Annotated in this window: 12 protein-coding genes and 1 pseudogene; 3 read left to right on the forward strand and 10 right to left on the reverse strand. The window is 65.4% G+C overall.

Annotation, left to right across the window (positions count from 1 at the left end; all coding sequences use genetic code 11):
- From FUT88_RS12800 to FUT88_RS12820, 5 genes are all read right to left on the reverse strand, one after another.
- On the reverse strand, positions 1-641 hold a 641-nt coding region (locus tag FUT88_RS12800), incomplete at its 3' end, for a GTP-binding protein (protein WP_147215612.1).
- A gap of 83 nt (positions 642-724) precedes the next feature.
- Positions 725-2,851 carry an elongation factor G gene (fusA, locus tag FUT88_RS12805; RefSeq protein WP_027680274.1) on the reverse strand — a complete coding sequence of 709 codons (2,127 nt, stop codon included), beginning with the start codon at positions 2,849-2,851 and terminating at the stop codon, positions 725-727.
- 114 nt (positions 2,852-2,965) lie between these two features.
- Complete coding sequence (gene rpsG, locus FUT88_RS12810) at positions 2,966-3,436, reverse strand: 30S ribosomal protein S7 (RefSeq protein ID WP_004634470.1); 471 nt, start codon at positions 3,434-3,436, stop codon at positions 2,966-2,968.
- Positions 3,437-3,622: 186 nt separating this feature from the next.
- Entirely contained in the window at positions 3,623-4,000 is a 378-nt protein-coding gene (rpsL, locus tag FUT88_RS12815; protein ID WP_003265519.1) for a 30S ribosomal protein S12, read from the reverse strand.
- Positions 4,001-4,298: 298 nt separating this feature from the next.
- Positions 4,299-5,552 carry an MFS transporter gene (locus FUT88_RS12820; RefSeq protein ID WP_147215614.1) on the reverse strand — a complete coding sequence of 418 codons (1,254 nt, stop codon included), beginning with the start codon at positions 5,550-5,552 and terminating at the stop codon, positions 4,299-4,301.
- 99 nt (positions 5,553-5,651) lie between these two features.
- Here FUT88_RS12820 and FUT88_RS26705 point away from each other — a divergent pair, with 99 nt between their 5' ends.
- Genes FUT88_RS26705 through FUT88_RS26715 form a run of 3 tightly spaced genes read left to right on the forward strand, consistent with a single transcriptional unit; the run spans position 5,652 to position 6,572 of the window.
- Positions 5,652-5,918 carry a LysR family transcriptional regulator gene (locus FUT88_RS26705; RefSeq protein ID WP_261797139.1) on the forward strand — a complete coding sequence of 89 codons (267 nt, stop codon included), beginning with the start codon at positions 5,652-5,654 and terminating at the stop codon, positions 5,916-5,918.
- A complete protein-coding gene (locus FUT88_RS26710) occupies positions 5,899-6,261 on the forward strand; it encodes a LysR substrate-binding domain-containing protein (protein ID WP_261797140.1) in 363 nt (120 codons plus the stop codon). Before FUT88_RS26705 ends, FUT88_RS26710 begins: the two co-directional genes overlap by 20 nt.
- Positions 6,201-6,572, forward strand: coding sequence for a LysR substrate-binding domain-containing protein (locus tag FUT88_RS26715; protein WP_261797141.1), 372 nt, complete (start codon positions 6,201-6,203; stop codon positions 6,570-6,572). The genes FUT88_RS26710 and FUT88_RS26715 overlap by 61 nt, the downstream gene beginning before the upstream one ends.
- Here FUT88_RS26715 and recQ read toward each other — a convergent pair.
- The 5 genes and pseudogenes from recQ to FUT88_RS12850 all read right to left on the reverse strand — a co-directional run.
- Positions 6,569-8,482, reverse strand: a complete 1,914-nt coding sequence (gene recQ, locus FUT88_RS12830) for a DNA helicase RecQ (protein WP_147215616.1) — start codon at positions 8,480-8,482, stop codon at positions 6,569-6,571. The two genes, FUT88_RS26715 and recQ, sit on opposite strands and share 4 nt — an antisense overlap.
- Positions 8,483-8,594: 112 nt before the next feature.
- Positions 8,595-9,185 (reverse strand): class I SAM-dependent methyltransferase, encoded by a 591-nt coding sequence (locus FUT88_RS12835; protein ID WP_147215618.1) that lies wholly within the window; start codon positions 9,183-9,185, stop codon positions 8,595-8,597.
- Positions 9,186-9,207: 22 nt separating this feature from the next.
- Complete coding sequence (locus FUT88_RS12840; RefSeq protein WP_147215620.1) at positions 9,208-10,050, reverse strand: YfaP family protein; 843 nt, start codon at positions 10,048-10,050, stop codon at positions 9,208-9,210.
- A 10-nt stretch (positions 10,051-10,060) separates the two neighbouring features.
- On the reverse strand, positions 10,061-10,852 hold the full coding sequence (locus tag FUT88_RS12845; RefSeq protein ID WP_261797142.1) for a YfaP family protein: 792 nt from the start codon (positions 10,850-10,852) through the stop codon (positions 10,061-10,063).
- 8 nt (positions 10,853-10,860) lie between these two features.
- Positions 10,861-11,547: pseudogene (locus FUT88_RS12850) on the reverse strand (DUF2300 domain-containing protein); the annotation flags it as partial.

Here is an 11,547-nt window from a genome sequence, read left to right on the forward strand (position 1 = left end):
AGGAACGTACCGTCAACAGCGCGCTCCGGCGTCGGGATGTAGGTGTCCAGTGCGTCGGCCAGGTTCATGATGGCCACTTCGCCCAGTTCGCCCTTGTCGCCTTCCAGCGCCAGCTTGGCCGAACCCTTGATGATCGGGGTGTCGTCGCCCGGGAAGTCGTACTTCGACAGAAGTTCGCGCACTTCCATCTCGACCAGCTCCAGCAGCTCGGCGTCGTCCACCATGTCGCACTTGTTCAGGAAGACGATGATGTACGGCACACCAACCTGGCGGGCCAGCAGGATGTGCTCACGCGTTTGCGGCATCGGGCCGTCAGCAGCCGAGCACACCAGGATGGCGCCGTCCATCTGAGCGGCACCGGTAATCATGTTCTTGACGTAGTCGGCGTGGCCCGGGCAGTCAACGTGCGCGTAGTGGCGGTTGGCCGTTTCGTACTCGATGTGCGCGGTGTTGATCGTGATGCCGCGTGCCTTTTCTTCCGGCGCTGCGTCGATTTCGTCGTACTTCTTCGCGGTACCACCGAACTTGCTCGACAGCACGGTTGCGATCGCTGCGGTCAGCGTCGTCTTGCCGTGGTCAACGTGACCAATCGTACCAACGTTCACGTGCGGCTTGGTCCGCTCGAACTTTTCCTTTGCCATGTCAGCTCCTCAATTCGGAATCGGCTAATTACTAGATTTGGGATGCAGGCGGCACGCACGCGCGCGCCGCCAAAACACGTTGATTACTTCGTACCCTTGGCAGCCATCACAGCTTCGGCGATGTTCTTCGGTGCCTCAGCGTATTGCTTGAATTCCATGGTGTACGTGGCGCGGCCTTGCGTCTGCGAGCGCAGCGACGTCGAATAACCGAACATTTCCGACAGCGGGACTTCGGCCTTGATGATCTTGCCGCCGCCCACCATGTCGTCCATGCCCTGCACGATGCCGCGGCGGGACGACAAGTCGCCCATCACGGTACCCGTGTAGTCTTCCGGCGTTTCCACTTCCACAGCCATCATCGGCTCCAGCAGAACCGGGGTGGCGCGGCGCATGGCTTCCTTGAAAGCCATCGAGCCGGCCATGCGGAACGCGTTTTCGTTCGAGTCCACGTCGTGGTATGAACCGAACGTCAGCGTGACCTTCACGTCCACCACCGGGAAGCCCGCCAGAATACCGGACGGCAGCGTGTCGACGATGCCCTTCTCGACCGCCGGGATGTATTCGCGAGGAATCACACCGCCCTTGATGGCGTCGACGAATTCGAAGTTCTTGCCAGCCTTCTTCGCCTCGTCGTCCGCCGGTTCCAGCGTGATCACAGCGTGACCGTACTGACCGCGACCGCCGGACTGCTTGACGAACTTGCCTTCAACATCTTCAACCTTCTTGCGGATGGTTTCGCGGTAGGCAACTTGCGGGGCGCCGATGTTGGCTTCCACGCCGAATTCGCGCTTCATGCGATCGACCAGAATTTCGAGGTGGAGCTCGCCCATACCCGAAATGATGGTCTGGCCCGATTCTTCATCGGTACGCACGCGGAACGACGGATCTTCAGCAGCCAGGCGGTTCAGGGCGATGCCCATCTTTTCCTGGTCAGCCTTGGTCTTCGGCTCGACAGCCTGCGAGATCACCGGCTCCGGGAACACCATGCGCTCGAGAATGATCGGAGCGCTCGGGTCGCACAGCGTGTCACCCGTGGTGGCGTCCTTCAGGCCCACCGCAGCGGCGATGTCGCCGGCCAGCACTTCCTTGATTTCTTCGCGCTGGTTGGCGTGCATCTGCAGAATACGGCCCAGACGCTCCTTCTTCTGCTTCACCGGGTTGTACACGGTGTCGCCGGAGTTGATCTTGCCCGAGTAGACGCGGAAGAAGATCAGCTGACCAACGAACGGGTCGGTCATGATCTTGAACGCCAGTGCCGAGAACTTTTCGTTGTCGTCAGCCTTGCGCTCGAGCTTCTTCTCTTCGTCGTTTTCGTCGATGCCCTGAACCGGCGGAATGTCGACCGGCGACGGCAGGAAGTCGATCACGGCGTCGAGCATGCGCTGCACGCCCTTGTTCTTGAACGCGGTGCCGCACAGCATCGGCTGGATTTCGCAGGCGATGGTACGGTCGCGCAGTGCCTTGACGATCTCAGCACGGGACAGCTCTTCGCCGCCCAGGTACTTTTCCATCAGCTCTTCGCTGGCTTCGGCAGCCGACTCGACCATCTTCTCGCGCCACTCGTTCGCGACGTCAACCAGATTGGCCGGGATGTCGTGGTATTCGAACTTCACGCCCTGGCTGGCTTCGTCCCAAATGATCGCCTTCATTTCCAGCAGATCGACGACGCCCTGGAAGCCGTCTTCAGCACCGATGGGCACCACGACGGGCACCGGGTTGGCCTTCAGACGGGTCTTCAGCTGGTCGTAGACCTTGAAGAAGTTCGCGCCGGTACGGTCCATCTTGTTGACGAACGCCAGACGCGGCACCTTGTACTTGTTGGCCTGACGCCAGACGGTTTCCGACTGCGGCTGCACGCCACCCACCGCGCAGTACACCATGCACGCGCCGTCCAGCACACGCATGGAACGCTCCACCTCGATGGTGAAGTCCACGTGGCCCGGGGTGTCGATGATGTTGAAGCGGTGCTCGGGGTAGTTGCCGCCCATGCCCTTCCAGAAGGCGGTGGTAGCAGCGGACGTGATGGTGATGCCGCGCTCTTGCTCCTGCTCCATCCAGTCCATGGTGGCAGCGCCATCATGCACTTCACCGATCTTGTGGTTCACACCGGTGTAGAACAGGATCCGCTCGGTCGTGGTGGTCTTGCCGGCGTCGATGTGAGCGGAAATACCGATGTTACGGTAGCGCTCAATGGGGGTCTTACGAGCCACGGTTAATCCTCAGATTCGTCAACGGGGCGCCGGCCCACGGCCAAGCGCCCCTAATACAAATGGGCGAGATGTGCGCACACAGCCCGCCCAGCAACCAACAACGTCTCGCGTCGCTTAGAAGCGGAAGTGCGAGAACGCCTTGTTGGCTTCAGCCATGCGGTGCACTTCGTCGCGCTTCTTCATGGCGCCGCCGCGGCCTTCCGAGGCTTCGAGCAGCTCACCAGCCAGACGCAGGGCCATCGACTTCTCGCTGCGCTTCTTTGCAGCTTCCCGCAGCCAACGCATCGCCAATGCCAGACGACGCGACGGCCGGACTTCGACCGGCACCTGATAGTTGGCGCCACCAACACGACGGCTCTTCACTTCGACCACCGGCTTGATGTTGCCGATAGCCAGCGTGAACACCTCGATCGGCGCCTTGCCTGCTTTCTTTTCGATCTGGTCGAACGCACCGTAGACGATACGTTCAGCCACCGACTTCTTGCCGTCCAGCATCAGGACGTTCATGAACTTGGCGACTTCCACATTGCCGAACTTCGGGTCCGGCAGAATTTCCCGCTTGGGGACTTCACGACGACGTGGCATCTTCTTTCCTTCTCTGTTCAGTTGAGAACCGCTTCGGTTCTCCGGCCACCAACTAGCTTGTCTTCCAACAATCTGAGCCGGGTGACCACTTACTCGACGGTGCCAGTGCGGTCAAAAAACGCACCGTTGTACCGCCTGCTCATGACAAGACCGTGACCGCAAAAGCGGCGCGATCTCACTGGCGACTTAGGCCGCCTTCGGACGCTTCGCGCCGTACTTCGAACGCGCTTGCTTACGGTCCTTGACGCCTTGCAGGTCAAGGGAGCCGCGCACGATGTGGTAACGCACACCCGGCAAGTCCTTCACACGGCCGCCGCGGATCAGCACGACGCTGTGTTCTTGCAGGTTGTGGCCTTCACCGCCGATGTACGAAATGACTTCGAAACCGTTGGTCAGGCGCACCTTGGCGACCTTACGCAGTGCCGAGTTCGGCTTCTTCGGCGTCGTGGTGTACACGCGGGTGCACACGCCGCGACGCTGCGGGCAGTTCTCAAGTGCCGGGCTCTTGCTCTTCAGCTTTTCCGAGACGCGGGGCTTGCGAACCAGTTGATTGATGGTTGGCATTGTTCAATCCAGCTTGGTTTTTGAAAAATCGCCGGTTCACATAACGTGAACGCCTCATATGTGAGGCGGACGGCGCAATCGGGTTTTATGGAAGTGGCGAGCAGAACGCTCTGAAGGGAGGACCTGCGGGAACAGATCAAGACCAAAGAGCGCGAGCCCGTCTGGTTCAGATGTCTTGCACAGCGCTTTGCCGGGCATGGACGCGCGAAACCAGAAGCCAAAAACTCGAATCTGGCACTATAGCAACCTGCTTTGCAAGCGTCAAGCGCGCCGCCGCTCTGGCGACGCGCGGGCGGGGTCAGCAGCGGCGCGGTGTGGCGCCGATGGCACGGGAAGCACGCGCGGGCCATACAAAGACGAGTGCAGCGGCCACCACAAATCCGAGCGCGAGAACCGATACGCCGATCCAGCCGGCCCGCACCCAGGCCGCACCGGCCAAACCGCCGCCTGCAGCCGCACCAAAGAAGAACGCCCCGGTGTATAGGCCATTCACACGCCCGCGAACCTCCGGCGACAGCGTGTTGACCATGTAGCGGCCGAGCGCCTGGTCGCCGATGGCACCGAAGTCGAGCAGCAGCGCTGCGGCGGCCAGCATGGTCAACATGACCGGGACGCTCAGGCCTGGCAGCAGCGCGGAAACCAGCGCCAACAGCAGACCCATCGCCGCACTGCCGTGCGCGAGCAGGGTACCTGCGCGCACCAAGCCGCGATCGGCCAGCCGTCCGGCGATGGGCGCCGCCACGACCCCAGCTGCGCCGCACAGCGCAAAGATCCCGATGCCGTTCTGTGAAAGATGGAATGGCGCGGCCGCCAGCCGCAGTGCGACAGCCGTCCAGAACAACGTGAACGCCGCCATCAGCAAAGCCTGCGTGGCAGCGCGGCGACGCAACACCGGTTCGTTGCGCAGAAGATGGCCATACGACTTGAGCAGCACACCGTACGACAGCGCACGCGGCGGCACGAAGGTCGGCATCACGCGCGGCAGAAGGACGGCCAGCACGGCAATCGCCACCGCAGATGCGCCGTAGAACGCACGCCAGCCCCATTGCGCCGCGATCAGGCTGGCCGCCGGGCGCGACAGCAGGATGCCCAGGTTCAGGCCGATCATGATGTCGCCGAGCACGCGGCCGCGCCGGTGGTCTGCGGCCAAGCGCCCCGCCAGCGCGATCAACATCTGAATGACCGTCGACGTGAGGCCGATGGCAAAGGCGGCCAGCATCAGCACTTGGCCGCTGTGCGCGACGGTGGTCAGCGCCAGCGACGCCACCGCGCCCCATAGCGTGCGCGAGGCGAGCGCGCGATTGTCCTGCAGATCGGTCAGCGGCATCAGCAGCAAGAGGCCGATGCCGTAGCCGACCAGCGTGGCGGTCACCAGCAGCCCGGTGGCGGCCGTGGTCCAGCCGATACTTGCGGCGATCTCGGCGACCAGCGGCTGGATGCCGAACAGGTTGATGACGATGAGCCCGACGGCGGCGGCAAACAGCGGCGTGGCGCCACGGGGAAGCGCGTCGGCGAGGGACGTGTTGGGAACGGCTGGGGCTTCGGTGGTCATGATGAACGGGACGAAGAGTCGGAAGCTCCATCCTAGCCAGCCGATTCGCGCAGATTAAGGTAGCCTCTGGCGCCATATTGTTTCCATACATGCGCAAATATGGATCGACTCTCCGATGTGATGGTCTTCGTGCAGGTCGTGGAGCGCGGCAGCCTGTCGGCGGCGGCCGATGCGATGGGGATGTCGCGCGGCGTGATCAGCAAGGCGCTTGCGCGGCTGGCGGCGCGGTTGCAGACGCGCCTGCTGCAACGCACGACGCGGCGCCTCTCGCTTACCGAAGCGGGTGCGGCGTTCTTCGAGAAAAAGCCGCGAAGGCCTGGCGCTCGTCGATGCAGCGGAGCAGGCCGTGAGCGCCTTGCGCGATGAGGCGCGCGGCACGTTGCGCGTGTCGGCGCCGGCCTCGTTTGCGGTGACATTGCTGGCGCCGCTGCTGGGCGCATTCCAGGCGCGCTACCCCGCCGTGCAGATCGATCTGGACATGAACGACCGCTACGCGGATCTGGTCGCCGGGCGCATCGACGTGGCGATCCGTATTGGCATGCTGGAGGACTCGTCGCTGGTGGCGCGGCGACTGGCGAATTGCGCGCACGCCATCTACGGCGCGCGTCGTATTTTCGCGAGCGGGGCATTCCGCAGTCGCCGGAGGATTTGCGCGACCACAACTGCCTCGTCTACGCCAACTACGACGGCCCCTATGACTGGGTGCTGACGGACACCGCGGGCCAACGTCACGTCGCACACGTCACCGGCTCAATGCTCGCGAACAACAGCCTCGTGCTGCGCGAGGCGGCGCGTTCGGGGCTGGGCGTGTCGCTCGGGCCGGCGTATCTCGTGCGCGACGATATTGCGGCCGGCCGACTGCAGGCGGTGCTGACGAACTACACAGCGCGCGAGGTGCCCCTGCACGCCGTATTCACGCAGCGCGTGCATCTGCTGCCGAAGGTGCGGGCGTTTGTTGATTTTCTGGGCGACCACCTGAGCCGCACCGGCGTGATGGGGCCATTGCCACCGTCCGCCTAGGCTTGCTCGCGGCACTTCTCCAGCACGTCGAGCAGCGCCTGGCCGTAGCGGTCCAGCTTGGCCATGCCGATACCCGGCAGCTCGCCGAGCGCCTCGCGCGAATCCGGATCGGTCTCCGCAATGCGCGCGAGCGTGGCGTCGTGGAAGATCACATACGCCGGCACGCTGTGCTCGCGCGCGGCCTGCGTCCGCCAGGCCCGCAACGCCTGCCAGCGCACCTGCGCCTCAGCGGAAAGCTCGGCAGCCGGATCGGCGCGACGCTCCTTCTTCGTCGACGATGACGACGCGCCGCGCACCTTCTCGGCCTGACGGCGCAGGATCACCGGCTGCTCGCCCTTCAGCACGGGGCGCGCGGCATCGGTCAGGATCAGCGCGCCATGACCGCCGTGATCCACCGCAAACAGACCCTGCGCGACCAACTGACGAAACACGCTGCGCCAAGCGGCTTCGGACAGATCGCTGCCGATGCCGAAGGTGGACAGCGTCTCGTGATGCCACTGCTTGATGCGGTCGGTTGCGTTGCCGCGCAGGATGTCGATGAGCTGGCCCGCGCCAAAGCTCACGCGACTGGCTTGCTGGACGCGGTATGCGCACGACAGCGCCATCTGCGCCTCGCGCGTGGCATCCCAGGTTTGCGGCGGCGTGAGGCACGTATCGCAGTTGCCGCAGGGCTGGCTGCTTTCACCGAAGTACGCAAGCAGTGCCACGCGGCGGCAGGTTGCGGCTTCGCACAGGCCAAGCAGCGCTTCGAGCTTGGCGGTAGAGACGCGCTTGTGCACATCGTCCGCATCGGACTCGTCGATCATGCGGCGCTGCTGCACCACGTCGGCCAGGCCATACGCCATCCACGCGTTGGCGGGCAGGCCGTCGCGGCCGGCACGGCCCGTCTCCTGGTAGTAACCCTCCAGGCTCTTGGGCAAATCGAGGTGCGCAACGAAGCGGACGTCCGGCTTGTCGATGCCCATGCCGAAAGCGATGGTCGCCACCATCACGACGCCCTCCTCCTTGCGGAAGATCGCCTGATGGCGGGCGCGCACTTCGGAATCCATCCCGGCGTGATACGGCAGCGCGCGGATGCCCTGCTCGGCCAGCCACTGCGCGGTCTCTTCCACCTTCTTGCGCGACAGACAATAGACGATGCCGGCGTCGCAGGTGTCGCCGTCCATGTGCTCGGCGCGAATGAACCGCAGCAGCTGCTGCCGCGCGCTGTCCTTCTCGACGATGGTGTAGCGGATGTTCGGGCGATCGAAGCTGGAGAGGAAGACGCGGGAACCCGTGAGCGCGAGCCGTTCGATGATCTCGTCGCGCGTGACCGCATCGGCCGTGGCGGTGAGCGCAATGCGCGGCACGTGCGGGAAACGCTCGTGCAGCACGGAAAGCTGGATGTACTCGGGCCGGAAATCGTGCCCCCATTGCGAGACGCAGTGCGCTTCGTCAATGGCGAACAGGCCGATGCGCGATCGCTCAAGCAGCTCGAGGAAGCGCGGCGTCATCAACCGCTCGGGCGCCACGTAGACGAGATCCAGCCGCCCGGCCGCCAGATCGCGCTCGACCTGCGCGGCCTCGGCGCCCGTCAGCGCGGAGTTGAGGTACGCGGCGCGCACGCCCGCCTCTTCCAGCGCGGCCACCTGATCCTGCATCAGCGCAATCAGCGGCGACACGACGATACCGGCGCCCTGCCCGCGCCGGTGCCGCACGAGCGCCGGAATCTGATAGCAGAGGGATTTGCCGCCGCCGGTCGGCATCAGCACGAGGCAATCGCCGCCGTCGGCCACGTGCGCGACGATTTCCGCCTGCGGGCCGCGGAAGGCGCTGTAGCCGAACACATCGTGCAGCACCGCATGCGTGGCGGCGGCGGTGTCTTCGGGCAGCGCCTGCAGCGCGTGATCTATGGCGGGAGAGTCGTACATCGGGACGGCGGGTGCGCGCGGTGTCACGCGCGGGCTGGGCGAAACCGCTATTGTGACAAACCCCGCCGAGGGGCGGTCAATCAGGACAGTCGGATTGTCGGAAACGCTGCGTTCAGACCTTGCGCGCAACGATGCGATGGATCGTCCGCCCCGACGACTGACTGACAGCCGCTTCGTCGAAAACCACCTCGGTGCCGGCCAGCGCTTCGCGCACGGGCGCCGCATCGAACGACGTGAACAGCCGGCCGCGCCCATCGCGCTGGTCGGCGTCGGGCGTGACGCGCCAGCTCAGGTACAGCGTGCCGCCCGGGCGCAGCAACGACACCAGCCGCTGCACCGCCGCGCCGATCTGCTCGGGCGGCAGATGCATGATGACGGTCTCGCAGAGGACGTTGTCGAACGCGCCTTCGGCAATGCCGACCAACTCAGGCAAAAGCGCCTGCCGGAACGACAGCCCCGGATATTGCTCGCGTGCCGCTTCCAACAGCGCGGCAGACGCGTCGTAGCCGACCGCCGGGTAACCGTTGGCGTTGAGCCACGCCACCTCGCGCCCCGCGCCGCAGCCGATGTCGGCGGTGGCGCCGCCTGCCTTGAACTCGCGGCGCAGCAGCGCGTACAAGTCTTCAGGCGCGGGCTGGTCGCGCCATTCCTGCGCGAAGGTTTCGGCGAGCGCGTCGTAGGCGGCAACGGTCTGCGTGTCCATGGCGACTCCGGAATCGTGTGGGCTACTTCATCGTGAAACTGCGTAGCAACGTCAGATCGCCGGCCTTGCGCATCGGCACGACAAACGTCTGCTGGCGTTCGGACGGCGTGTTCTCGTCGGTGATGATGCTGACGGTGGCGGTGGTGATTGCGCTGCGGTCGTTGCCGCTGCCGTAATAGTTCACGTAGACGAGGTACGTGCCGGGCACCGGCGCCGGGTTCGAATAGATCTCGGGCCCGTAGCCAGTGGTGACGTCCACGTCGAGCGCGCCGCCGTTTTCGACGACGCGGTTGCCGTACCAGGCGTGCTGCCCATCAGGCGAGATGACATGCAGGTCGAGATCGGTGCCGTCGGTGTCCCACGACAGGACCACGCGCAAACGCGGACGCTGCTTGCCGGTGTAGCTGTCGTAGAACTGCACGCGCTTGGCGTCGCCGCGCGCGCTGCGCACCTCGACGCTGTTGCTGCCCGCGCCAAATGCGTACGGACGCGAGAACGTGCCGTCGGCCTCAATGCGCTGCGGCATGGCCACGCCGTTGACGATCAGCGTGCCGACCGACGAGCCATCGGCGCCACGGCGGCGGCGCGGCTTGTTCTCGTCGGTTGCTGCGGCCGCCTTCGGCTGGTTGCGGATGCGCCCGGCGATCATCGACGCCACGCCCTGCCCTTGCGGCGTGGACACCGACACCGCCGGGTAATGCACGTCCTGCGTGTAGCGGGATTCGTCGCCCGCCGAATTGCGCCAGCCGTTGAGCGGCGCGGCGATCTCGACATTGCCGGTGTCGGTTTGCGCGAGCACGCTGCCCGCGGCTGCAAACGTGGCCAGCGCAATGGCGACGGCGAGACGGAAAGTGGAAGGCGTCATGTGGGTCACGTCAGAAGCGGATCGATTTCATCAGCGCCAGCTCGCCGATCTTGCGCAGCGGCACGCTGACGAACTCGCGCCGCTCGTGGGGCGTGTTCTCGTTATAGATCAGCGTCAGTTGCGCGGTGATGAGATCTCGGTCGTGCGCTTTTTCGTCGAAGTTGTAGCCGCCGGCGTTGAAGTTGCCCCAGTAGTTCACGTAGAACAGCCACACGCCGGGGCGCGGCGCGGCGGTCGAGAAGATCTCCGGGCCGGCACCGTCGACGCTGTCCACGTCGAGGCCGCCGCCGTCGGACAACAGCGGCTGCGCCCAGAACGCGTGATCGCCAATCGGCGAAATGACGTGCATGTCGACCTCGGCGCGCGGGTCGTCCCACGTGAGGACAGCGCGCAGTTTGGCCGACGTCTTGGTGGTGTCGGCCTCGTAGAACTGCAGGCGCTGGCGCGACTGGCCGTCGGCGCTGACGATTTCGACGCTGTTCGAGCCCGGGCCGAACGCCCAGGGACGGGCGAAGCGGCCTTCGCCATCGCCATACAGCGGCATGGCGTTGCCGTTGACGACGAGCACCGGCGGGCGGCGTTGCTTGCCGGCCGCGCGGATGCGTCCGGCGATGAGCGTGCGGTACTTTTGCGCGCCACGGTCTACGGGCGGTTTTGGATACGCCGCGGTGTATTGCTCCAGTTCGTTGGTCAGCTTGCTGTTGCGCCAGCCGCCGATCGGCCCTTCCAGATCGGCCACCGGCTCAGCCAACGCCGAAGCGGCCAGCAGCAGCGCAACGGTGCCCAGCGCCAAGCGCGTCATCCCACTCTTCACAGCAAACCCTCCCCTCGGATCAGGCGACGCGCCATCGCCTCGACAAACTGTTCGTCCTGCCCGCGCGGTGGCGCGCAAAGGCAAGGTGCAGATATTCGTGCGTCAGCGCGATGCGGTCTTCCTCGGTCGCAAGCCGATGCACGTAGAGCCGGTTGCGGCGCGCGTCGGCGTACGGCCGCCCCTCGTGCACGACGCACACGGCGGGCAGCGGCGGCGCCTCGTAGCCGGGCTCGGCAGCCAAACGCGCCGACCAACTTGGCGCGCGCGCCTGCAGCCACTGCTGCGCACCCGCACCGGCGAGCAATCGCCGGCCACCGGGCTCTGGAACGACGTGAGCGTCGCCTGCGGCCACCACTGCGCGAGGATCGCGTCGAACCCCTGGCCGCGTTGAGCGGCGGCACGCGCGGCAGTCCAACTCATCTGGCCGCGCGCGCTGATGGTGCCGTGGTACTGCACGGACTGGCCGGTCAGCACCAGCGCGTCGGTAAATTCGGCTGCGTTGCGCGCAGCGGCCAGCGGCGGGCGCGGCAGCACGCGCTGCGTGCGAGAGCTGTCGGCGATGCGGTAGCAGCCCTTGTCGCGCGAGGCGTGCTGCACGAGGTAACTGCGCGCCGCCACGGCCAACGCACGCGCGGCCTGCGGCTCGGCGAGCTGGCCTTCCCGCTCGACCACGCGCGCCACGT

The organism is Ralstonia sp. TCR112 (assembly GCF_007997035.1).
Classification (GTDB): Bacteria; Pseudomonadota; Gammaproteobacteria; order Burkholderiales; family Burkholderiaceae; genus Ralstonia; species Ralstonia edaphi.

What these genes read in the sequence shown, in the direction of transcription:
- rpsG (WP_004634470.1), bottom strand. Translation starts at nt 3,436, where the DNA reads ATGCCACGTCGTCGTGAAGTCCCCAAGCGGGAAATTCTGCCGGACCCG.
- rpsL (WP_003265519.1), bottom strand. Translation starts at nt 4,000, where the DNA reads ATGCCAACCATCAATCAACTGGTTCGCAAGCCCCGCGTCTCGGAAAAG.
- FUT88_RS12820 (WP_147215614.1), bottom strand. Translation starts at nt 5,552, where the DNA reads ATGACCACCGAAGCCCCAGCCGTTCCCAACACGTCCCTCGCCGACGCG.
- FUT88_RS26705 (WP_261797139.1), top strand. Translation starts at nt 5,652, where the DNA reads ATGGATCGACTCTCCGATGTGATGGTCTTCGTGCAGGTCGTGGAGCGC.
- recQ (WP_147215616.1), bottom strand. Translation starts at nt 8,482, where the DNA reads ATGTACGACTCTCCCGCCATAGATCACGCGCTGCAGGCGCTGCCCGAA.
- FUT88_RS12835 (WP_147215618.1), bottom strand. Translation starts at nt 9,185, where the DNA reads ATGGACACGCAGACCGTTGCCGCCTACGACGCGCTCGCCGAAACCTTC.
- FUT88_RS12840 (WP_147215620.1), bottom strand. Translation starts at nt 10,050, where the DNA reads ATGACGCCTTCCACTTTCCGTCTCGCCGTCGCCATTGCGCTGGCCACG.
- FUT88_RS12845 (WP_261797142.1), bottom strand. Translation starts at nt 10,852, where the DNA reads ATGACGCGCTTGGCGCTGGGCACCGTTGCGCTGCTGCTGGCCGCTTCG.